The organism is Erwinia sp. JUb26 (genome assembly GCF_003751505.1).
Classification (GTDB): Bacteria; Pseudomonadota; Gammaproteobacteria; order Enterobacterales; family Enterobacteriaceae; genus Erwinia.
Window position 1 is genome coordinate 37,479 of sequence record NZ_RJVB01000006.1, and the last position, 22,534, is coordinate 60,012.

Here is a 22,534-nt window from a genome sequence, read left to right on the forward strand (position 1 = left end):
GCTCAGAATAAGCACAATCGCTTATTTTCCGCTATCCTTCACAGCTGACATTTCAACAGGGCCAGCCACGGTAAAAGATTATTACCATCCACTCTGTCCACTAAATATCCGTTGTCATCGATAAGTATTTTTTTCTGCTTTACGGAATTGCCGACATTCCCACCGACGGTGATAATATATCCCTGCTCCCGACTAACATAAATAACCACGTCACCGTGTGAAGGATAGAAACCGTCGGCCCTGTAAGCCAGTTCGGCGTTTTCGAAACTGTATTCGCTGGCATATTCGCGGCCCGAGCAAATAATATCACCCGGGGCGGGAATATCCGAATCGGGTGAAACGGCATAATAGGCGCTGTCAGTGCCGTTTACCTTCGCCTTTCTTGCCGACTCGATATAATGACAGTGCGCCGAAGAATAGTTAAATAAACTGCCTGCCCCGGAATTTCTGACAACGAAAGAAATAAAGGCTGACGACCAGGCCGGATTATAAAACTTTCCATGCTTATCTTTTGACAGCGTTTTACCATCGATATTTTCAATATCGATGGCCTTCCAGTATTCGCCGACGCGTTTATAAACCGCGTTATCGTATTCCTTCAGCGTTCCAGATCGGAACTTGGTATATTCACGATCGCATGCCGATAACAGCTTTTCAATAAAAATAGTCATACATCCCCCACAGACTAGTGAAAAATGAAACCTCATCTGTTAAAAATTTAATTACTTTTTAGTTTTGAATAACCAAAAATGAAGCGCCTAAACTTTTCGCTTTCCAGAGACAGGCGTTATGAAAGGCGTAGGTATCGGTTTGCCGAAAGCGATAATAACCTGACCCGCCCCCTTTTCCAACACGTTGCTTTGATTGAAAAAAACAATTAACCCAATGAAATCTATTATATTTTTCACTCAGAGCAATATTTTAATCCGGCAAAGTATTTTTTACGGTAGATCGCAGATTCAATCCGAGGATATCACGAATAACAGCCTGAGCCGGGAACAGACAGCAGTGGCGATTCGAGTCGCTGCCGCCGTTGAAGCGCAGCTATCGCCCTGCGGTTCGGAGTAGATCACCGCCCGATCAGCTCCCGCGATAGGTGGACCAGCCGCCGGGGGCAATCAGAAACGGCAGATGGTAGTGATCGTCCGCCTTGGACGGGATAATGAAGTCAATCTGCGCGCAGGGGAAAGGCGTTTCCAGCCCCTTTGCCGCAAACCAGTCGCCGGTTTCCGCCACCAGCCGGTAGCGCCCCGGCGGCAGCGGCGCGGGCGCGAAGTCGCCCAGCCGTCCGTTGGCGTTGGTCAGCCCGCTGGCGATAACCTGCTCGCCCTGCTCAAGCCGCAGCGCCACGCCTGCGGCGGGTTTACCGGTGGAAATATCCAGAATATGGGTGCTCAGAGTGGTCATTCGCTTATTGCTCCTTCCAGTCGTAACAGGGTAATGTCGCGCAGCGCTTCCAGTGCCGCCTGCACTTCTTCCGCGTCGCTGTTGTTTAAACGCTGCGCCAGCGCGGCCAGGATCTCCTCGCCGCTGCGGCCTTTGGCGCGGATCAGGAACACCCGGCCAAAGCGTGCCTCATAGCGGGCATTACCCGCCTTCAACGCCAGCGCCAGCTGTGAGTCCTGATCGTTAACGGCGCCCTGCTCCTGCCGCGACAGCGCGGCGTGCGCCTGCGAGCCTGCGGGCTTTTCGCCGATGCGCGGATGCGCGCTCAGCGCCTGATTCAGCTCCGCTTCTCCCCAGCGCTGCGTCGCCACCCGCGCGGCGTTAAGCAGCGATTCGCGGCTGGCATAGGGCCGCGACGCCACCACGGCTTCACCCCATGCCGGGATTGCCACGCAAGGTTCAATCAGGGCCAGCGCCTGCGGGGATGAAAGATGATTAAAGTGACTCAGCGCCGTCATTACTGCTCCTTGCTGCCGCGACCGGCGCGGCGGTTTTCTCTTCGGGAATGATCAGGTTAAGGACAATCGCCACCAGCCCGCCGCTGGTCGCCGCCGAGCCAAACAGGTTGCCGATAATCGGCGGGAAGTGGGCGAGAAACGCCGGAACCGCCTCCACGCCCAGGCCGAAGCCGAACGCCAGACCGACGATCAGCATATCGCGGCGGTTTAACGGCACCTGGGTAATAATGCGGATCCCGGCCGCCACCACGCAGCCAAACATCACCATCGTCGCGCCGCCCAGCACCGGCGTGGGGATCTGCCGCAGGATCTCACCAAACGGCGGGAACAGCCCCAGCAGGATCAGGATCACCCCAATATAGCGGCCAACGTAGCGGCTGGCGACGCCGGTCATCTGGATCACGCCGTTGTTCTGCGCAAAGGTGGTGTTGGGAAACGCGCACAGCATGGCGGCCACCATGCAGCTGATGCCGTCGGCCAGAATACCGCCCTTCAGGCGGGAGCGAAAAGCGCCGTCGTTAATGGACTGCTTCGAAATCAGGCAGTTGGCCGTTAAATCGCCCACCGCTTCAAGAATACACACCAGCGAAACTAAGGCAATCGGCAGGAAAATCGCACTGTTAAACTGGAAGCCAAACGGGAACAGCGACGGCAGGCGGAACCAGGTGTCACCGATGCCGGTGAGATGGAAATTGCCGCTCAGCGCGGCCGCGATACAGCCAACGGCGATGCCCACCACCACCGAAGAGAGGCGCAGCCAGCGGTTTTTCGCGCAGCTCAGCAGCACGATTACGCCGAGCGTACCGGCCCCTAAGGCGATATTGCTCATGCTGCCGAACGCCTGCGACTGCTCGCCGCCGCACCAGTTGATCACGCTGACTTTAATCAGGCTGATGCCGATCAGCGCAATCACGCTGCCGGTAATGATCGGGGTAAAGATTTTTTTTAGCGGTTCGATAAAGCGGCTGACGATCACCGGCACCAGCGCGGCGACGAAGTTTACGCCAAACAGCATGGCCATAATATCCTGCGGGCCGCCGCCCTGACCTTTTACCCAGATGCCACCGGCAATCGCCACGCCGAGAAAGGCAAAACTGGTGCCCTGCATGCAGATCATCCCCGCGCCGATGCCCCACACGCGGTTGGACTGGAGAAACGTACCGATGCCGGAGGCCAGCAGCGACATGCTGATCAGATACGGCATCCAGTCGCCCAGCCCGAGCGTGGCACCAATAATCAGCGGCGGCGTGATGATCCCCACCAGCCCGGCCAGCACGTGCTGCAGCGCGCTGAAAAAGGCCGGAAGCGGTGGGATCTTCTGCTCAAGTCCGTAAATCAGCGTGTCGTTCTTTTCATCAGCCATGGTTGTTGCATCCCGTTGCGAATAAGCGATATCTGCACACTGCACAAACCAGACCAGAGTCGCCCGAACGGGGCGGATATTTTTCTTCCCGGCCGATTATCCACGTAATTTCAATAAGATAAATTCATCATTCAGGGCCATTCATTCCCCCGTTCAACCGCCACGGCACAGTGAAACGTTAGATTCCTCCATGCCGGTTAAGAAATTATTGATTCACGATAAGGCAGAGACTGCGATGTATTGCACTAAAAAAAGGCAGATCGGCATAGAGGCGCAATGAAAACCCCGCCGCCAGCGCCTTTGCCGACCTGGTACGCAAATTGCTGAATCCTGTTACGACGCCTGAACAGGAGAGAAAAATGAAAGCAATAGTTATCGGTGGCGGCATTGGCGGCCTGAGCGCTGCGGTTGCGCTGGAAAACGCAGGGATTACCTGCGAAGTTTACGAAGCGGTGAAAGAGATCAAACCGGTGGGGGCGGCAATTTCCATCTGGCCAAACGGCGTAAAGTGCATGCACCACCTCGGCATGGGCGAGATTATTGAAACCTTCGGCGGGCCGCTGCGGGCGATGGCGTATCAGGATCATCTCAGCGGTGAGGCGCTTACCCGGTTTAGCCTGGCCCCGCTGATCTCACGCACCGGCGGCCGCCCCTGCCCGGTTTCCCGTGCAGAACTCCAGCGCGAGATGCTGGATTTCTGGGGGCGCGATCGGGTGCAGTTCGGCAAGCGGGTCACCCACACCGAGGAAAACGGCGACGGCGTGACCGTCTGGTTTACCGACGGCACCTCGGCCCACGGCGATTTTCTGATTGCCGCCGACGGCAGCCACTCAGCGCTGCGTCCTTACGTACTGGGCTACACGCCGGAGCGGCGCTACGCGGGCTACGTTAACTGGAACGGCCTGGTGGACATCGATGAAAGCCTGGCCCCCGCCGAACAGTGGACCACCTTTGTGGGCGAAGGCAAGCGCGTGTCGCTGATGCCGGTTTCCAACGGGCGCTTCTACTTCTTTTTTGACGTGCCGCTCCCGGCGGGGCTGGCGGAGGATCGCACGACCCTGCGCGCCGATCTCACCCGCTATTTCAGCGGCTGGGCCGCACCGGTGCAGAAGCTGATTGCCACACTGAACCCCGACACCACCAACCGCATTGAGATCCACGATATCGAGCCGTTTGACCGGCTGGTGCGCGGGAAAGTGGCGCTGCTGGGCGACGCCGGGCACAGCACCACGCCGGATATCGGCCAGGGCGGCTGTGCGGCGATGGAGGATGCGGTGGTGCTCGGTGCCGTTTTCCGCGAGAACCGCGATATCGAATCGGCGCTGCGCGAGTATGAAACGCAGCGCTGCGACCGCGTGCGTGACCTGGTGCTCAAGGCGCGCAAGCGCTGTGACGTGACCCACGGCAAGGATATGGCGCTCACCCAGGCCTGGTATCAGGAACTGAAGGAGGAAACCGGCGAGCGCATCATCAACGGCATGTGCGAAACCATTCAGGGCGGACCGCTGGGCTGACGCCTCTCAGGCTGGGGCCGTGGACTGCATCGCCTCCAGCACCGCTGTCAGCTTCTGGATCGCCATCTGCGCCGGGCGCGAAAGCTGGCGCGAAGGCGCGGTACAGAGTGCCAGCGTCAGCGGCCGCAGCAGCGCGCCGCGCAGCGGCACAAACGCCAGCTGGCCGCGTTTTACCTCGTCGTGAACGTCCAGCAGGCTCAGCACCGTTACGCCACTGCCCTTCAGCACCAGCGATTTGATCAGCCGGATATCATTGCAGCTGATGGTGTTCGCCGGGGAAAAATCATGGTGGCGGTAGAGCATCGCCACCCGGTCATGAACCATCAGCGGCGCGCCGGGGAGGATATGGCGCTCTCCGCTCAGTTCCCCCAGCGAGATGCGCCCGCAGGCTGCCAGCGGGTGATCCGCACGCATCACGATGCCCATCTCCAGCTCGACAAACGCCAGCACGCTCAGCCCCGCCTGCCCTTCCGGGTCGAGGATCAGCCCGAAGTCGAGATCGGCCTGCCGGACCTTCTGGCTGACCGTATGGCTGTCGGCCACCTGTAAAACCAGCTCCAGCCACTGCCAGTCGGCGATGATATCGGACAGCGCGCTGGCAAAGCTGCCTTCCGCCAGCGCCTGCACCAGCCCGACGTTGACCGTGCCGCGCCGCAGCCCCTGCAGCTCATCAAACTTCTGCCGCGTCAGGCGAAACTCCTTCTGCCAGCGCAGGATATTGTCATACAGCAGCTCCCCCGCCGTGGTCATCCGCAGCCCTTCCGGCAGCCGTTCAAACAGCGGCGTACCGAACTCCTCTTCAGCCTGCAGGATCTGGCGGTTAATCGCCGACGCGGAAATATGCAGCTTTTCCGCCGCCCGGCGCAGGCTGCCGCAGCGGGCCACTTCGGCAAAGTAGAGCGCAAAACGGGAAAACGGACTCATGCGGCACCTGTACTCATTTTTGCAACACCCTGGTGAATTAATGCTGATGGATGCGTACACCCTAATATGACAACAATAAACCCACAACAATTAAACAACTACTTTTTGTGAGCAGGAAGGCCGACGATGAACACGCACAAACCCACTCCCCCCGCGCACTGCACCTTCGAGCCGGATGACTGGCTGAAGCTGGCGAAATGCTGGCACCCGGTGGCCCGCGCCTGCGACATCGACGCCGTGCCGGTGAAAGCCACGCTGCTGGACGAACAGCTGGTTATCTATCGCATCAAGGGCAAAGTCGTCGTAGCACGCGACGTCTGCCCGCATCGCGGCGTACCGCTAACGCTGGGTTTTCACGATGAGGAAGGCATTATCTGCCCGTACCACGGCCTGCGCTTTGGCGAAGACGGCCGCTGTAACCGCATTCCCTCCAGCCCGGACCAGCCGGTACCCGCGAAGCTGAACCTGACGAGCTACGCGGTGGAAGAGCGCTACGGGCTGATCTGGACCTGCCTGGACTTCGATGCTGACAACCCGCAGCCGCTGCCGAGCATGCCGCTGTGGGACGAAGACGGCTACCAGCAGATCAACTGCCCGGGCTTTGAGGTCAACGGGTTCGCCGGTCGCCAGGTAGAGGGCTTCCTGGACGTCGCCCACTTTGCCTGGGTGCATACCGATACCTTCGCCGATGCCGACAACCAGCGGGTTCCGGACTACAAGCCGCAGGAAACGCCGTTCGGCTTCGTTGCCGACTACTGGAGTTCGGTCAGCAACTACGCGCCGCACTCGGAATACCGCGCGCCGGAAGGGTTCCAGTGGCTGCGACATTTTGAAATGCACCTGCCGTTTACCGCCACGCTGACCATTCATTTCCCCGGCGAGGAGCGGATGGTGATTATGAATGCCGCCTCGCCGGTGTCGGCCCGGGTCACGCGGATGTTTGCGCCGATCGCCCGCAATGTCGATCTGCACGTGCCGGTGGAGGATGTGCATGCCTTTAACCTGCGGGTGTTTGAGGAGGACCGGCTGATGGTGGAGACTCAGCGCCCGGAAAGGCTGCCGCTGGACCTCACCCTGGAGGCGCATATCCCGGCCGACCGCAGTTCGATTGCCTACCGTCGCGGCCTGAAAAAAATGGGCTTCGGCGACTTTTTCCTCGTCTGACAGGAGGCTGCGATGACTGACATGCTGGAAGCAAGGGTCGATGGCCTGTGGTGCCAGGGCGACAAAAGTCTGGCGGTCAGCCTGGTGGGCACCGGCTCTGAGCCGCTGCCCGACTGGCAGCCCGGAGCGCATATCGACCTCCACCTGCCCTGCGGGCTTATCCGTCAGTATTCGCTGACCGGAACCGGCGAGGCGAACCGCTATCTGATCTGCGTGGCGCGTGAAGCCGCATCGCGCGGGGGATCGCGCTATATTCACGACACGCTGCGCCCCGGCCAGCGGCTGATGATCTCAGCGCCGCGCAACCTGTTTCCCCTGCATCCTGCGGGGCGGGTGCTGCTGCTGGCGGCGGGGATCGGCATCACTCCGCTGTACGCGATGGCATTGCAACTGAGGGCGACGGGCACACCTTTTGAGCTGCACTACTTTGTAAAAAGCCGCCGCAGCGCCGCCTTTATCGCTGAACTGATGGAAAACAGCGATTTGGCGATGTGTACCGTTCACTGTTCCGACGAGGGAGGCAGCCCGCGCCAGCGGCTGGTGCAGACCATCGCCGCGCCGCAGGGAGAACAGCATCTTTACATCTGTGGTCCGCAGGGTTTTATGACTTCGGTCGCGGAAACCGCGCGGGCGAAAGGCTGGGCGACGGAGCAGATCCACAGCGAAGCCTTCCAGCCCGCGGCCCCGACGACGGGTGGAGCGCAGGACGGCACGTTTACCGTCACGCTGGGATCCACCGGGGAACGCTGGCCGGTTCCGGGAAACAAGAGCATCGCCCAGGTGCTGCTGGAAAATGGTGTGGCCGTGCCGCTCTCCTGCGAGATGGGCCTGTGCGGCGCCTGCCTGACGCCGGTCATCGACGGCGTTATCGATCACCGCGATACCGTGCAGTCCGAAGAGGAAAAAACCGCCCCGGCGCAGCATATCGCGCTGTGCTGCTCGCGCAGCCACTCCGGGGAGATTGTTATCGATCTTTGAAAGGAAACCGTTGATCCCTGGCTTCACACCTGCATTCTGGAAAATCATCGCATTGCAAAGTTTGCCTGACAGCAACAGAATTGGTTAAAGAATAATCATGTTGAAGTAAGGGCGTGATTAATTTACCAGGCAGTGAAGCCATGTAAGGGAGAACAGGACGTGGATGACAAGGACATGATGGAAAAGATTCGTGTAGATGTGGCAACGCTTTCTGAGCGATCGAAGAGCTTCGCTACAAAAGAGGATGTACAGCTAATCAGAACCGATGTGCAGAAAGAACTTACCAACCAGACCAGATGGTTAGCAACGACGATGATTGCAATTGCAAGCGTCGGCCTTGCCGTGGCGAAGTACCTGTTCGGATAACTGCCAACCGTCAAAATTTTTCCCGCGCTACTGCGGATCCCCCTTCGGGATCTCGGCAAAGAACCCGGCAAACAGCGGCTGACGCAGCTGGTGCAGCACCTCCTGCAGGGTATCCAGCGGCGCGGCGGACCAGTCGGCGCGGGCGTCAACGTCGGGGTATTCGCGATCGTACCAGATTTTCAGCGCGGCTGAATGCATGCCGCGCCTGTCGCCCCCGGCTGCGGCCCCGGCGCGCATTGCCGCCAGCAGCCGATCGGCAAACGGCAGCTCGCTGCCCATCTGATATTCCCGGCGCATCTCCGCCAGCGTTTCCGCATTGAGCAGTAAATTCCCCCCCACCGCCCCGTCGTTTACCGACAGGCTGTCGGCATAAACGCCGCATAGCGGGCCGCTCCAGTGCGCCACGCTGCCGCTGCGGTCCACGATCATTACCTGCCTTCTGGGTGCTTCCGGATCTTCCCGCAGCAGCATCGCCAGCGTTTCGGTGGCGGAAAACCCCTCACGCAGCCGCGCGATACCGTGAATGCCATACAGCGGATTGGTCATCGCCTGGGTGGCAATCGCGCCCACCCGTGCAGCACCGTGGATCACCAGCGCACCCACTGCCGGACCGGCGGTGGCCGTGGCCGCACCGAACGCGCCGGTACGCGGATCGCGCGCGACGATTGAGAAAGTCATGTCAGCTCCAGTCGCAGGGTCAGACTAAATTTATATGGATAAATTATTGCAATAAGCCCTATTTATACGCATAAATAATAATCAGGACAACCGGTATTCACTCCCGAAGCAGATGAGGCCACCATGCTGAGTACGCGACGAATCAAGGTTTTAATCACAGGCGCCCTGCTGCTGTGCCCGCTGCTCGGCGCGCCGCTGGCTCAGGCCGCCACGCCCGCCGATGCGCTGCTGATAGGTCAGGTTGCCGAGCCGCAGTCGCTCGATCCGCAGGTGGCCACCGCCGCCAACGACTCGCGCATTCTGGTCAATATGTATGACGGACTGGTGCGCAACGGCGAAGGCAAACTGGATATCGAACCGGCGCTGGCCACCCGCTGGGAGATCAGCCCGGATGGCCTCACCTACCGTTTCCACCTGCGCGACAACGTGCGCTTCCACGACGGTACGCCGTTCAACGCCGAAGCGGCGAAGTTCACCTTCGATCGCATGATCGACGAGAAGAACCCGTGGCACGATACCGGGCCGTTCCCGCTGGCGTTTTTCTTCTCCAGCATCAAATCCATTGATACCCCGGATGTGCAGACGCTGGTGTTCCACCTGAAAGAGCCCTTCGCGCCGTTCCTCTCCAATCTGGCCACCCCGACCGGGCTGATCGTTTCACCCAGCGCGGTGAAAAAATACGGCAAGGATTTTGGCCGCCATCCGGTGGGAACCGGAGCGTTTCAGTTTGGCGAATGGCGCGCCAACCAGCGCGTGGTGGTGACGGCGAATGCGTCCTACTGGGACGGTAAACCGGCGGTCAACACCGTGGTGTTCCGCCCGATTACCGACGGCAATACCCGCGTGGCGGAGATGCTCTCCGGCGGGATCGATGCAATGGTGGAAGTCCCGCCGGATACGGTGAAGCTGTTTGCTGAAAAGCGCAAACGCTTCCGTCTGTATGAAACCACCGGTCCGCACGTCTGGTACGTGATGCTGAATGCCCAGGTGCCACCGTTTAACGACGTCCGCGTGCGCCAGGCGGTGAACTACGCGGTGAACAAACAGTCGCTGGTCGACAATATTCTCCAGGGCTCGGCGGACGTGGCCGACGGCCCTATCCCGGCGGCGTTCAGCTGGGCGGCGAATCCCGACGTGAAGGCCTACCCGTACGATCCGCAGAAGGCGCGCGACCTGCTGAAAGCGGCGGGAGCGGAAGGCGCAACCCTGACCTTCTACGTCACGGAGGGAGGATCGGGGATGCTCGATCCGGTGCCGATGGCCACCGCCATTCAGGCCGATCTGAAGGCGGTCGGACTGAACGTAAAAATTGAAACCTACGAATGGAACACCTATCTGTCCAAGGTCAACGCCGGACTGACGCCGCAGACCCATATGGCGGAGATGGCGTGGATGACCAATGACCCGGATACCCTGCCATTTTTAACCCTGCGCAGCGATGCCTGGCCGAAAAAAGGCGGCTTTAACTCGGGCTACTACAGCAATCCGCAGGTGGATACGCTGCTGGAGAAAGCCCGTCTGACCACCGATAACGCGGAGCGCGGGCAGCTTTATCGCCAGGTGCAGGAGATTGTGCACAACGACGCGCCGTGGCTGTTTGTCGCTAACTGGAAGCAGAATGCCGTGACCTCCACGCGCATCAATCATTTCTCGCTGCAACCGAACTTTAACCTGTTACTCAATCGGGTGACCAAACAGTAACGCCGACGCAGGAGCCTGACTATGTGGCACTACACGCTAAAACGTGTCCTGGCGATCGTTCCCATCTTTATTGGGCTTTCGCTGATCGTCTTTCTGATTATGGCGATGATCCCCGGCAACCCGGCCCAGGCGCTGCTGGGTGCCTGGGCCACGCCGGAAAACGTGGAACGCATCACCCGCGATCTCGGACTGAATAAGCCGCTGTGGCAGCAGTATCTGATCTGGATCGGCAACATCCTGCACGGCGATTTTGGCCGCTCCTACGTGCTGAACCGCCCGGTGATTGACGAGGTGTTGCAAAGGCTGTCGGCCACGCTGATCCTCGGTGGCAGCGCGCTGCTGCTGAGTACCGTGCTCGGGCTGCTGGCCGGGATTGCCTCCGCGCTGCGCCAGTTCGGCTGGGGCGATCGGTTAATCACCCTGTGCGTACTGGTGGGGATTTCCATGCCTTCCTTCTGGATAGGCCTGCTGATGATTATGCTGTTCGCCGTTCAGCTTCAGTGGTTCCCAGCCTCGGGGATGTTCGCCATCTGGGGCGGCGGCGGCTGGCTGGATCTGCTGCATCATCTGGCCATGCCCGCCGTCACCCTGGCGATTGTCGCCACCGGGGTGATCGCCCGCCTGACCCGCACCGCGATGCTGGAGGTGCTGCGTCAGGACTTTATTCGTACCGCACGCGCCAACGGTCTGAGCGAGTCGAAGGTGATTTACCGCCACGCCTTTCGCATGGCGCTGGTGTCGGTGATCCCGGTCATCGGCATTCAGGCCGGTTTCGTGCTGGGCGGCGCGGTGTACATTGAAACCGTCTTCCAGTGGCCGGGACTGGGCGCGATGCTGGTGAAAGCCGTTGCCACCCGCGATCTGCTGCTGGTGCAGGGCGGCGTGCTGGTTGCCGCCGCGGTTTATGTGCTGATCAACCTGTGCGCCGACATCCTGCAGGCGCTTCTCGACCCGAGGTTAAAATCATGAGCCAGATCCTGACGGCGCCCTCCACGCGCCACCGCCCGTCGCTCTGGTCGCTGCTGCTGGCGAACCGCCTGGCCACGCTGGGGCTGATTATTCTGCTGTTGACGGCGATCGTCGCCCTCTGCGCGCCGCTGCTGCCGCTGGCCGATCCCGATGCCACCAACCTGCTACAGCGCCTGCTGCCGCCGCTGTCGCCGGGGCATCTGCTGGGCACCGATCCGCTGGGGCGCGATGTGCTCTCACGGCTGATCTGGGGGACGCGGGTGTCGCTGGCGGTGGGCATCAGCGCCACGCTGCTGGCCGCGCTGTTCGGCACGCTGATCGGCCTGCTGGCGGGCTACGCGGGGGGCCGCACCGACAGCCTGCTGATGCGGCTGATCGATATGCTGATGGCTTTCCCTTATATTCTGCTGGCGCTGGCGATTGTCGCGGTGCTGGGGCCGGGGCTGCTGAATGCGCTGTACGCCATCGCCGTGGTCAATATTCCCTTTTTTGCCCGTAATATACGCGGCCTGACCGTCGGCCTGCGCCAGCGCGACTTCGTGCAGGCGGCGCGGCTCTCCGGCAAAAGCCACGCGTCGGTGCTGTTCACCGAAGTGCTGCCCAACGTGATGCCGGTGATCGTGGTGACCATGTCCACCACCATCGGCTGGATGATTCTGGAAACCGCCGGACTGTCGTTCCTCGGCCTCGGCACTCAGCCGCCGGATGCGGATTTAGGCTCTATGCTCGGCCAGGGGCGCGCGCAGATGTTCAGCGCGCCGCACGTATCGCTGGTGCCGGGCATTATGATCTTCCTGCTGGTAATGAGCTTTAACCTGCTGGGCGACGGCATCCGCGACCTGCTCGATCCGCGGCTGCGCTCCGGCGTGCTGCAGCGGGCGCAGGCGGTCACCACCGTCACCCGCCCTGCCGTACCGGTGGCAAAAACCGACGGTGCCCTGCTGGAGGTGGTGGATCTGGCAGTCAGCTTCCGCGCCGGAAAACAGGCGCAGCAGGCGGTGAAAGGCATCAGCTTCCATCTGCAGCGCGGGGAATGCCTGGGGCTGATTGGCGAAAGCGGCTCGGGGAAAAGCGTTACCGCGCTGTCGATTATGGGCCTGCTGGCCTCCCCGCCGGGTGAAATCAGCGGCGGCGCGGTGTACGTGGACGGCGAAGAGATGCTGTCGCTTTCTCCTGACGCCCTGCGCCAGCGCCGGGGGGCGCGCGTCGCCTATATTTTCCAGGATCCGCTGAGCACGTTGCATCCGCAGTTACGCATCGGCGACCAGATCGTCGAAGCCATTCAGGCGCACCAGGCGCTATCGCGCGGCCAGGCGCGGCAGAAAGCGATCGCCCTGCTGGAGGACGTTGGCATCCCCGATGCCGCCGCGCGGTTTAACGCCTGGCCGCATCAGCTTTCCGGCGGTCAGCGCCAGCGCGTGGGCATTGCGATGGCGCTGGCGAACGCCCCGGAAATTATCATCGCCGATGAGCCGACCACCGCGCTGGACGTTACCGTGCAGGCCAGGATCCTGGAACTGCTGCAAAACCTGCGCCGCGAACGCGGCCTGACCCTGCTGTTTATCACCCACGACTTCGGGGTGATTGCGCAGATCTGCGATCGCGTGGCGGTGATGCGCCACGGCGAAATTGTTGAGAGCGGCGACACCGCGACGGTGCTGGCCGATCCACAGCACGACTACACCCGACGGCTGATCGCCAGCGTGCCGAAGGCCGGCCAGGGCCGTGATTTCCTGCGCCAGGTCGCGGCGCTTTATCCCACCAGCCAGCCCCAGCAGGAGCGCGTATGAGCAACGTGATTGAGGTAGAAAACCTGACAAAAACCTTCGGCCACGCCGCACGCTGGTTCAGCCCGGCGGCACATCAGGTGCAGGCGGTCAAAGGGATTTCACTGCATCTTGCCGCCGGGGAAACGCTGGCGGTGGTGGGCGAAAGCGGCTCGGGAAAAAGTACCCTGGCGCGCATGCTGGTCGGGCTGGAAACGCCGACCTCGGGCACCATTCGCCTGATGGGCAATGAGACGGGCTCCGGGCGCAACGGTAAAGAAAACGGGCGGCTGATCCAGTATGTGTTTCAGGATCCGGTCGCCTCGCTGAACCCGCGAAAAACCATTGCGGATACGCTGGACGTGCCGCTGAAGGCGCTGTGCGGCTACGGCGGTGCCAAACGAAAAGCGCGGATGCTGGAGCTGATGGAGGCGGTGAAAATGCCCGCCGATGCCCTGATCGGCTATCCGCACGAGTTTTCCGGCGGGCAGGCCCAGCGGCTGGCCCTGGCGCGGGCGCTGGCCGCCGAAGCGCGTATTCTGGTGCTGGATGAACCGGTCAGCGCGCTGGACGTGTCGGTACAGGCGCAGGTTCTGCTGCTGCTGGATCAGCTGAAAGAACAGTTTGGCCTTTCCTACCTGTTTATCAGCCACGATCTGGCGGTGGTCGAATCGATTGCCGATCGGGTGGCGGTGATGTATCACGGAGATTTGGTAGAATGTGCCGATAACGCCACGCTGTTTCGTTCACCTCAGCACAGCTACACGCAGAGTCTGCTCGCCAGCGCCCCCCGTCTGTGAAGGAAAGAATTAATGAGCCAGGACACCCCGGACGCACCGCGCCGCAAGCGCACTGACGAAATCGTCGATGCGATTAAAGAAACCATCATTCGCGATAACCTGGTGCCGGGTGACCGGCTGCCGCAGGAAAAAGATCTGGCCCAGCACTACGCCGCGGGAAAAGGCACGGTGCGTGAAGCGCTGAAATCGCTGGAGGTGCAGGGGCTAATCCGCACCAAAACCGGGCCGGGCGGCGGCGCGTTTATCGAGTCGATGACCGAAACCCGCGCCATGAGCCTGCTTTCCAACTATCTGTTCACCCGCGAACTGTCGATCGGCAATATCTACGCCCTGCGCAAGGCGCTGGAGCCGATCGCCGCCGTCAGCGCGATCCACGCCATCGACGAGGCCGGTTTTGCCCGACTGAACCAGCTGATTACCGTCTACGACCATCCGCCCGCCGACGACGATGAGCGCTGGGCGCAGCGGATGGCGGAGCTGGATTTTCACGGCGTGGTCGCCAGCTATGCCGACAACGTGCTGCTGGCGTTTCTCTGCCACTTCTTACAGCGGCTGCTGAAGGATCTGGCAGTGTGCAAGGATATTTATCAACGCCCGGAACCGGTGGATCGCCGGGTGGGCATCAACTTTCAGCGCCGCCTGATCGACGCGATGCGCCACAAGGATGCGGAGGAAGTGGAGGCGATTATGCGCGCGCATATGCAGCACGCCGAGGCGTCAATGCTGGCGCTGGAGGCAACGCTGGAGGAACGCTTTCTGAGCGACAGCGTTTAGCCGCCGCGCGTAACCGACGAGTCAGATAAACCGGTAGCTGGCGATACACGCGCCGAGGTTACCGAGTCGCTTATCCACCCGCAGCGCGATGCCACGGGGGATAAACCGGCGTCAGGACATCACACGGCCGGGCGCGAAACGTGTTCGGCCGCTGCCTGGTTCGCCCGGGTGAGCGACTCTGCCAGCGTTTCCCCACGCAGCAAAGAGGCACAGAGCATCCCCATAAAGCAGTCGCCCGCGCCGTGGGTACTGACCAGTTCGACTTTTATCGCGGCCAGCGAACCGGCAGCCTGCCCGGCTTCGCACCAGGCAACACCGTGCTCCCCGGCGGTCACCACCACCGCACGGCAGTGTTCGGTCAGCGACACCGCCGCCCGCATCGCGTCGGCCAGTGAATCGACCACGATGCCGCACATATCCCGCGCTTCCACCGCGTTCACCACCAGCACGTCGAGGCAGTCCAGCAGTTCCCCGCTCAGCAGGCGCGCGGGAGCGGCATTAATGCACACCGGAATGCCGCGCTGCCGGGCGGCGCGGGCGGCGGCCAGGTTTACCGCCTCGGGGACTTCATTTTGCAGCACCAGCATTGATACCTGCTGCCACAGCGCGTCCTGGCTGAAGATCAGCGGCGAAATATGGTTATTGGCGCTGGAGACCACCACCGCACCATAGTCCCCGCTGGCATCCTGAATCGCTACGCTCATGCCGGAAGGCACGCCCTGCTCTACCGCCACGTGCTGCGTATCGACGCCGTTGCGTCGCAGCTCCGCCAGCAGAAATTCACCCTGACTGTCCGCGCCGACCGCCCCGGCAAAGCGCACCGCCGCACCAGCACGGGCGGCGGATATCGCCTGATTGCCACCTTTGCCGCCAAACTTGTAGGCGCAGCCGCTGCCGATCACCGTTTCGCCTTTTTCCGGGCGATGGTGGGCGGCGATCAAAATGTCGTAATGGAGACTGCCGGTAACGAGGATCTGATTCATGATTAGTATTCTCTGAGGTCCTGGACCGCCTGCTGAGTCTTCATCAGGTTTTTTTCCGCCGTCTTCAAATCCTTCTGTGCTATCGCCACAAACAGGGCATCCAGAATGTTCAGCTGGGCGATACGTGACGCGGCATTTTCCCCGAGCAGGTGCGATCCCTGAGAGGTTGAATTGAGCACCACCTGCGCATTGCGCGCAATCGGCGACTCGGCATAGTTCGTAATGGCAATCACTCTGGCACCGTTGCGCGACGCAAGCTTGATCGGATCGTTTACCGCCCGCGTGGCCCCTGAATGGCTGATGGCGATAACCGCATCATCATCCGAGAGCACGGCGGCAGACATCAGCATGATGTGCGCATCATCGTAGACCGTGGTTTTAATCCCAATTTTAAGCAGCTTGTGGGATAAATCACGGGCCACGGTGGCGGATCCGCCGACGGCATACAGATCGATATGCCGCGCTTTGAATAATATTTCCGCCGCCCGGTTGAATTCAGAAATATCCAAAATAGACATGGTTTCTTCCATTGCCTGAATGGAGGTTCTGAATACCTTCGCCAGCAATTGCTCCGACGAGTCATCCGCTTCTATTTCCGCATGCAGCCCGGCCACCTCAGAATAGTTATAAAAGACCAAACTACTTCTGAATTCACGAAATCCTGAAAAACTTAACTTCTTGGCAATTTTAACGATCATCGCTTCAGAAACATTATTCGCCTGAGCAATTTCTTTAATAGACGTTTGCTCATTTAAATCCGTTTTTGACGTAATCGCGTCTACGACCTTTCTTTCCAGTGGCGTCAGGCTGGGTAATCTCATGCGTATTTGAGCGCCTATGGCTCGCGGATCCTGCTTCATTACTTGCCTCGTGTCGCTCTGTCAATCAACATCGCTATGATAATAATAAGGCCTGTGGCAAGCAATTGATAAAACGCCTGAATATTAAGAAGCGTCAGCCCGTTACGCAGCGAACCGAGGATCACCGCCCCAATCAGCGTACCGACGATGCTCCCCTTGCCGCCCATCAGCGATGCGCCTCCTATAGCCGCGGCGGCGATGGCATCCAGCTCCCACAGGTTACCCAGCGTCGGCTCGGCGGCCCCGAGTCGCCCGATCAGGATCAGTGATGCCAGTGAGGCCAGCACGCCGGAGATGACAAATACCGTCACCTTGGTGCGCTTCACGGGCACGCCTGCAACCCTGGCCGCTTCTTCATTGCCACCGACGGCCAGAATATATTCCCCCAGCGGGGTTTTATTCATCACCACCCACAGCGTGATGGCAATCGCCACGACGATAATAATCGGTGTCGGTACGCCGAGCAGCGTGCTGTTGATGACGTTACGAAACTCCATCGGAATACCAAAAATCGGATTACCGTTAGTAAAAATCAGCGACAGCGCGCGGAACAGCGACAGACCGCCCAGGGTGACAATAAAAGGCTGAAGCCCGGCATAGGCCACCAGCGTGCCGCTAAACACGCCGCACAGTGCGCCGACGCCCAGCGTCGCCATCACCGCCAGCGGCACCGGGACACCGGCAACCATCAGGGTAGCCCCCAGCACCGCAGACAGCGCGGCGGTCGGCCCCACCGACAGGTCAATCCCCCCGGAAATAATGACCAGCGTCATGCCCAGCGCAATAATCGCGTTAATTGAAGACTGCTGTAAAATATTCAGCAGGTTAGGCAGCGTCCAGAATACTGGAGACAACAGTGAGAAAGTCACCACAATAATTAACAGGCCGATTAATGTACCGGCATCCCGCACGTTAAATTTAAAGAGCGCCGTCGGGGAAGACTTCGGCTGAGTATTACCTTGCGTCATCATGATTATTACCTTAATAAATGTCGTAGCTTAAGCCAGATCGTTGATCGCGTAGCGCGCGATATTCTCTTCGGTGATCTCATCCCCGGACAGTTCACGGGTAATCTTCCCTTCACGCATCACCAGTACCCGGTCAGAAATACGGATAATCTCCGGCATTTCCGATGACACAACGATAATGGCTTTTCCCTGGTGGGCGAGCTTTTCAATTAAATTATAAATTTCAGATTTGGCACCGATATCTATTCCGCGCGTCGGCTCATCAAATAAAAAGACTTTATTATCCGCCGCGACCCAGCGCCCGATAATCACCTTTTGCTGATTTCCGCCGCTCAGCGTGCCGATCGGCTTTTCAATATTTAACGGGCGCAGATTCAGATCGGTCATCACCGCCAGCGCTTTCTTATCCAGCTGGCGCTGGTTGACGATCCCCTGGCGGGTAAACTTCGCCATCGACGGCAGCGCCATATTCATCTTCACCGCACGCTGCTTGATAATGCCCTCTTTTTTACGATCTTCCGGCACCAGCCCGATACCGGCGCGGATCGCCGTGCTGACGTTAAGCTTTGTCACTTTGGCACCGTCAACCCAGACGTCGCCGCAGGTCTTACGGTCAATGCCGGCGATCAGCTTCAGCAGCTCGGTGCGCCCGGCCCCCACCAGCCCGGCGATGCCAAGCACTTCCCCGGCGCGGACGCTGAAGCTGGCGGGCAGCACCGCGCGATCGCGGCCCAGCCCCTCCAGCCGCAGCACTTCGCGGTCGCTGATAAATGACTGATGCTGCACTTTTTCAATCTTGCGGCCGACCATTTTGGTGACGATGGTTTCTTCCGTTTCATCGCAGATGTTCACCACCCCAACCTGTTTGCCGTCACGCATAATGGTCGCCCGGTCGCAGACCTTAAAGATTTCGTTCATCTTGTGCGAAACGTAAATCAGCGCCACGTTCATCGACTTCAGATCGCTAATCAGCTCCGCCAGGCGATCGAACTCGCGCGGCGTCAGGCTGGAGGTCGGCTCATCCATGGCGATAATTTTCGCATCGTCCAGCAGCGCCCGGGCAATTTCCACCACCTGCTGCTGCGACACTTTCAGATTTTTGATCGGCTCGTTCGGGTCAATGCTCGGATCCAGCCGCCGCAGGATGGCCTGCGCCCGTTTGTACTGCGCTTTACGGTCAACAAAGCAGCCTTTGAAACGGGTCAGCGGCCGTCCGAGAAACATATTTTGGGCAACGGAGAGTTCAGGAACGTGCTGCAGCTCCTGGTGGATCATGGCGATGCCCGCCTGGCGCGCGGAGAGCGGATTCTTCATCTGCACCACCATGCCATCCACGCTGATCTCGCCCGCGTCCGCCGCACGCACGCCGGAGAGAATATTCAGCAGCGTCGATTTTCCCGCGCCGTTTTCACCGATTAGCGCGTGAACTTCACCGGGCCGCACGGAGAAATCAACGTTCTGAACCGCCGCAGCGCTGCCGTAGCTTTTACTGATGCCGCGCATCGTCAAACAATATTGTTCCATAACCCCTCCGCCCCCGGCTTACTGCTGCTTCAGCAGTTGACGCAGCTTGTCGTTATCTTTGGTGGAGAACGCATCGACATTCTCTTTAGTGATCAGCGCCTGCGGCGTGGAGACCACGCGCGAGATTTTCTGACCGTTAATCAGGCGCAGCATGACGTCCATCGCCACTTCACCGGTGAGAACCGGGAAGCTGTCAACGGTGCCGGTCAGCTCGCCGCGTTTAATAGAAGCATAGGCGTCAGAAATACCGTCGGTGCCAAATACCGCGGTCTGGGCAGATTTACCCTGCGCGCGAACTGCTTCCACCACGCCCAACGCCATGCCGTCGTTGTTGGCGTAGAAGCCAATCAGGTCGGGATGCTGCTGCAAAATGGTGGCGGCGGCGTTGTAGGCATTTTCGCGGCTCCAGTTGGCTGGTACGCTGGCCACCAGGGTGAACTTGCCGTTCTTCTCAATGGTTTCGCGGAAGCCTTTGGTGCGCTGCCCGGCCGCATAGACACCCGGCTGGCCTTCAATCACCGCAACTTTTCCGCCTTCAGGATGATGCTGAATAAACCACTGCGCCACGCGCACGCCGTTATCCTTCTGCACGTTGCCCACGTAGTTCGCCGCGTTGGGCATCACCGCGTCATTGACGTTCACCACCGGGATCCCTTTGCTTTTCGCCACTTCATAGGCCGGTTGCAGGTTGGCATCGGTTTGCGGCGACACCAGCAGGCCATTAAAGCCCTGGGAGATCAGCGTTTCGGCAATCGACAGCTGGCCCAGTTGGTCGTCTTCATTGGCCGCCGCCTGATATTCCACGGTAAAGCCGTATTTTGCTCCGCTGGCCTTGTAGCCGTCACCGAGCGAGCGCCAGTATTCATTGGTCAGCGTTTTAGATACGCCGCCAATCTTGAGGGTTTTGGCCGGAGCGGGCAGCGGGCCATATTTTTCAGTTAGCTGCGTCCAGTCGGTGCGGTCCGGTTCGGTATCCGACTGCAGCGGCGGCAGATCGGCGGCATACAGGCTGGAGCAGAATAAGGTGGCGGTGAGTACAGAGAGTAATGGCTTTTTCATGATCTATCCTGATGTTGTTATAGGGTTGATTTTTCAGGTAAAGACTAACGCGCCAGCATAATGTCATTAACGATCTGCTGGGAGGTGACCGCGTCCTGACGACGGATGGCGTCGTGCAGCGCGGCGTTATCATCGAGCTGGTCGCACAGCTTAAGCAGCCGGGTGACCGTGGCGATGTTGGTTTCGGCTTCACGTACCGGATCAAGGCCGCTGGCGTCCGGGAAGGTATCGAAGTAGTAGGCGCCCTTGTAGCCGTCGCGCTTCATCTGCCAGAGGAATTCCAGCGTGGCGCGCGGGTTAACCGAGGCGGCCATCAGACCGTCATCACGCTTGCCCCAGCCGTCGTTCAGATCCAGTCCGAGCAGGCGCGAGCGGCGGGCAACCATTGCGGCCGCATAGGCCGGGATCTCGTTGGCATACAGCACGTGAGCAAAGTCGAGGGTGATGCCAAGGTTGGGGCAGCCCGCCTCTTCCACCGCCAGCAGGCAGGTGGTGACATTAGGGAAAATGGCAAACGCACGCGGTTCATTCGGCTTGTACTCGATACTGACATCCATATCACCCGCGTATTCCGCCACTTCACGCACCGCGCTGACCGCATCTTCCCAGATTTTTTTGTAGTCGGCCTGGAAGCAGTAGTCAAACCCGTCCTGGCCCATCCACAGGGTCATGATGCTGGCACCAAACTCACGCCCGGCATCAATGCCGCGCTTGGTCAGTTCGATGGCCTGGCGGCGGACTTTCGCATCGGGATTGGTGTAGGCACCGATTTTGAATTCTGGCGCATCCCAACGCATCTGCATGCCGTTGACCGCCAGTCCGACATCCTCAATTTTCAGGCGCATGGTTTTGACATCATCAGTAATGTGCTGAGGATAGTTCAAATCCAGATGGGTCAGCCCCTTCGCCGTGGCGGCCCGCTCAATCATTTGCAGTACCGACGGTTTTCCCTTGAGTTCTGGCCAGTAGCGCCAGGCCCCGGAGGCAAAAGAGTTAAGACGTGTGGCAAACTTTAGTTCTGACATGGCAGTGTCCCTGGTTGAAGGTCTTGTGAATTACTTTACTACTTCACGATTATTTGTGAATAAGTATATTGTTATCACTCTGTAAGACGGCCTGCAAGACGGCGGACGGCCTAAATCCGCATTTTGAGACGGGATTCACGATTTTTAGTTGAGGGTACAGAGGAGCTGGAAAGCAGAATGAGACGTCAGTTGTGCGCTACAAGCGAACGGTGCCCGAATGAGGTATCGGGCTGAAATTACTGCATGAAATCGAATATCTGAAGGTCGCGAATGACCGCTGTGAGGTGTGAAATTCAAACTGTAGAGCGGAGAGCAGGTTTAGCGTCAGTATGCTGAGTCTATTCGGTCTCGGTCGGCACCACCCGCACCAGATGGATCATCAGGTACAGCAGCTCGTCGGTGGTGAGCGTTACCTGCAGCAGATTCAGCACGTATTCGCCGATCAGCTGGCTGGCGCGATAGTGATCGGGATACTCGCCGCGCACCTGTTCGAAGATGAAATCGTCTTTGGTGGCGATCTGCCGCCGTTCGATCATCCGCTGGATGAAAAACTGCAGGTGGGTCAGAAAACGCTGATAGTTCAGCGAGTCGCGATCGATCTCCACGCGGAAGTGATATTTGATGATGTTGAAGATATCTTTCAGCATCTTCACCGACAGCAGCGTGGATTCCATATTCAGCACCTCGGTCTGCCCGTTGACCAGATGGAAGGCGATGTTACCCGCCTCCTCTTCCGGCAGGCTGATGGCCAGCCGCTGATTCAGCGTATTGACCGCCTGCTGCGCCAGCGCGAATTCACGCGGATAGAAGCGCTTCACCTCAAACAGCAGCCGGTTCTGGATGGCAATGCCCTTGTGGAAACGCTCAATCGCAAAGCTGAGGTGATCCATCAGGGTAAAAAACAGCTGCTCGCTGAGGCGGCCGTTCAACCCGACGTTGGCCTGGTCGATCAGCGACTGCACCAGCGGCGGCAGGTATTCCGGCGAGTTTTCAATCACCCGCAGGTAGTCGCGGGCGGCCGGGCTGTTCTGCACCGCGTAGATTTTTTCGATTTTCTGCGGATCCAGCTCGTCGCCGGGCCGGCTGCTGAAGCCCAGCCCTTTGCCCATCGCAATCACGTCTTCATGGCCGGGGGTACTGGCTAACACCAGACTGTTATTCAGCACCTTTACTACCGTCATTTTTTCCATTTATCGCCACCCGGCCATTGTCTG

The 22,534-nt window shown here is 59.5% G+C and carries 22 protein-coding genes; 9 read left to right on the forward strand and 13 right to left on the reverse strand.

Annotated elements, in window-relative coordinates; translation table 11 throughout:
* Positions 1–38 precede the first annotated feature (38 nt).
* The 4 genes from EC836_RS15745 to EC836_RS15760 form a co-directional block, all read right to left on the reverse strand.
* The gene (locus EC836_RS15745; protein WP_158612798.1) at positions 39–671 is read right to left on the reverse strand and encodes a DUF2272 domain-containing protein; all 633 of its coding nucleotides are present in this window, start codon (positions 669–671) and stop codon (positions 39–41) included.
* A 409-nt stretch (positions 672–1,080) separates the two neighbouring features.
* Positions 1,081–1,407 (reverse strand): hydroxyisourate hydrolase, encoded by a 327-nt coding sequence (gene uraH, locus EC836_RS15750; protein WP_123334774.1) that lies wholly within the window; start codon positions 1,405–1,407, stop codon positions 1,081–1,083.
* On the reverse strand, positions 1,404–1,904 hold the full coding sequence (gene uraD / locus EC836_RS15755; RefSeq protein ID WP_123334776.1) for a 2-oxo-4-hydroxy-4-carboxy-5-ureidoimidazoline decarboxylase: 501 nt from the start codon (positions 1,902–1,904) through the stop codon (positions 1,404–1,406). The genes uraH and uraD overlap by 4 nt, the downstream gene beginning before the upstream one ends.
* Positions 1,882–3,267: a nucleobase:cation symporter-2 family protein gene (locus tag EC836_RS15760; protein ID WP_123334778.1), complete on the reverse strand. Its 1,386-nt coding sequence runs from the start codon at positions 3,265–3,267 to the stop codon at positions 1,882–1,884. Before EC836_RS15760 ends, uraD begins: the two co-directional genes overlap by 23 nt.
* Positions 3,268–3,626: 359 nt before the next feature.
* Between EC836_RS15760 and hpxO the strand changes: the two genes are divergently transcribed.
* Positions 3,627–4,781, forward strand: a complete 1,155-nt coding sequence (hpxO, locus tag EC836_RS15765) for an FAD-dependent urate hydroxylase HpxO (RefSeq protein WP_123334781.1) — start codon at positions 3,627–3,629, stop codon at positions 4,779–4,781.
* A 6-nt stretch (positions 4,782–4,787) separates the two neighbouring features.
* Here hpxO and hpxR read toward each other — a convergent pair whose 3' ends face one another.
* The gene (gene hpxR, locus EC836_RS15770) at positions 4,788–5,705 is read right to left on the reverse strand and encodes a LysR family hpxDE operon transcriptional regulator HpxR (RefSeq protein ID WP_123334783.1); all 918 of its coding nucleotides are present in this window, start codon (positions 5,703–5,705) and stop codon (positions 4,788–4,790) included.
* Between the two features lie 126 nt (positions 5,706–5,831).
* Between hpxR and hpxD the strand changes: the two genes are divergently transcribed.
* The 3 genes from hpxD to EC836_RS15785 all read left to right on the forward strand — a co-directional run bounded on the left by hpxD (position 5,832) and on the right by EC836_RS15785 (position 8,213).
* Positions 5,832–6,869: a molybdenum cofactor-independent xanthine hydroxylase subunit HpxD gene (hpxD, locus tag EC836_RS15775; RefSeq protein ID WP_123334785.1), complete on the forward strand. Its 1,038-nt coding sequence runs from the start codon at positions 5,832–5,834 to the stop codon at positions 6,867–6,869.
* Between the two features lie 12 nt (positions 6,870–6,881).
* Entirely contained in the window at positions 6,882–7,847 is a 966-nt protein-coding gene (locus EC836_RS15780; RefSeq protein WP_123334787.1) for a PDR/VanB family oxidoreductase, read from the forward strand.
* Between the two features lie 159 nt (positions 7,848–8,006).
* Positions 8,007–8,213 carry a hemolysin XhlA gene (locus EC836_RS15785; RefSeq protein ID WP_123334789.1) on the forward strand — a complete coding sequence of 69 codons (207 nt, stop codon included), beginning with the start codon at positions 8,007–8,009 and terminating at the stop codon, positions 8,211–8,213.
* Between the two features lie 27 nt (positions 8,214–8,240).
* On the opposite strand, the gene EC836_RS15790 is transcribed toward EC836_RS15785, so the two are convergent.
* Positions 8,241–8,891, reverse strand: a complete 651-nt coding sequence (locus EC836_RS15790; protein ID WP_123334791.1) for a DUF1028 domain-containing protein — start codon at positions 8,889–8,891, stop codon at positions 8,241–8,243.
* A gap of 123 nt (positions 8,892–9,014) precedes the next feature.
* Here EC836_RS15790 and EC836_RS15795 point away from each other — a divergent pair, with 123 nt between their 5' ends.
* The 5 genes from EC836_RS15795 to EC836_RS15815 are packed head-to-tail and all read left to right on the forward strand — an operon-like array spanning position 9,015 to position 14,901.
* Positions 9,015–10,592, forward strand: coding sequence for an ABC transporter substrate-binding protein (locus tag EC836_RS15795; RefSeq protein ID WP_123334793.1), 1,578 nt, complete (start codon positions 9,015–9,017; stop codon positions 10,590–10,592).
* A gap of 21 nt (positions 10,593–10,613) precedes the next feature.
* Positions 10,614–11,561 carry an ABC transporter permease gene (locus tag EC836_RS15800; protein ID WP_123334795.1) on the forward strand — a complete coding sequence of 316 codons (948 nt, stop codon included), beginning with the start codon at positions 10,614–10,616 and terminating at the stop codon, positions 11,559–11,561.
* Positions 11,558–13,351: a dipeptide/oligopeptide/nickel ABC transporter permease/ATP-binding protein gene (locus EC836_RS15805; RefSeq protein ID WP_123334797.1), complete on the forward strand. Its 1,794-nt coding sequence runs from the start codon at positions 11,558–11,560 to the stop codon at positions 13,349–13,351. The genes EC836_RS15800 and EC836_RS15805 overlap by 4 nt, the downstream gene beginning before the upstream one ends.
* On the forward strand, positions 13,348–14,127 hold the full coding sequence (locus EC836_RS15810) for an ATP-binding cassette domain-containing protein (RefSeq protein WP_123334799.1): 780 nt from the start codon (positions 13,348–13,350) through the stop codon (positions 14,125–14,127). Before EC836_RS15805 ends, EC836_RS15810 begins: the two co-directional genes overlap by 4 nt.
* Positions 14,128–14,139: 12 nt before the next feature.
* Positions 14,140–14,901, forward strand: a complete 762-nt coding sequence (locus tag EC836_RS15815; protein WP_123334801.1) for a FadR/GntR family transcriptional regulator — start codon at positions 14,140–14,142, stop codon at positions 14,899–14,901.
* A 119-nt stretch (positions 14,902–15,020) separates the two neighbouring features.
* On the opposite strand, the gene EC836_RS15820 is transcribed toward EC836_RS15815, so the two are convergent.
* The 7 genes from EC836_RS15820 to EC836_RS15850 form a co-directional block, all read right to left on the reverse strand.
* On the reverse strand, positions 15,021–15,884 hold the full coding sequence (locus EC836_RS15820) for a PfkB family carbohydrate kinase (protein WP_123334803.1): 864 nt from the start codon (positions 15,882–15,884) through the stop codon (positions 15,021–15,023).
* Between the two features lie 2 nt (positions 15,885–15,886).
* Positions 15,887–16,744, reverse strand: a complete 858-nt coding sequence (locus EC836_RS15825) for a MurR/RpiR family transcriptional regulator (RefSeq protein ID WP_123334805.1) — start codon at positions 16,742–16,744, stop codon at positions 15,887–15,889.
* A complete protein-coding gene (locus EC836_RS15830) occupies positions 16,744–17,715 on the reverse strand; it encodes an ABC transporter permease (RefSeq protein ID WP_123334807.1) in 972 nt (323 codons plus the stop codon). Before EC836_RS15830 ends, EC836_RS15825 begins: the two co-directional genes overlap by 1 nt.
* Positions 17,716–17,742: 27 nt before the next feature.
* The gene (locus tag EC836_RS15835) at positions 17,743–19,236 is read right to left on the reverse strand and encodes a sugar ABC transporter ATP-binding protein (protein WP_123334809.1); all 1,494 of its coding nucleotides are present in this window, start codon (positions 19,234–19,236) and stop codon (positions 17,743–17,745) included.
* Positions 19,237–19,254: 18 nt separating this feature from the next.
* Positions 19,255–20,295, reverse strand: coding sequence for a substrate-binding domain-containing protein (locus tag EC836_RS15840; protein ID WP_123334811.1), 1,041 nt, complete (start codon positions 20,293–20,295; stop codon positions 19,255–19,257).
* A 44-nt stretch (positions 20,296–20,339) separates the two neighbouring features.
* Positions 20,340–21,320, reverse strand: a complete 981-nt coding sequence (locus EC836_RS15845; protein WP_123334813.1) for a TIM barrel protein — start codon at positions 21,318–21,320, stop codon at positions 20,340–20,342.
* 338 nt (positions 21,321–21,658) lie between these two features.
* A complete protein-coding gene (locus EC836_RS15850) occupies positions 21,659–22,501 on the reverse strand; it encodes a PRD domain-containing protein (RefSeq protein ID WP_123335382.1) in 843 nt (280 codons plus the stop codon).
* Between the last annotated feature and the right edge of the window lie 33 nt (positions 22,502–22,534).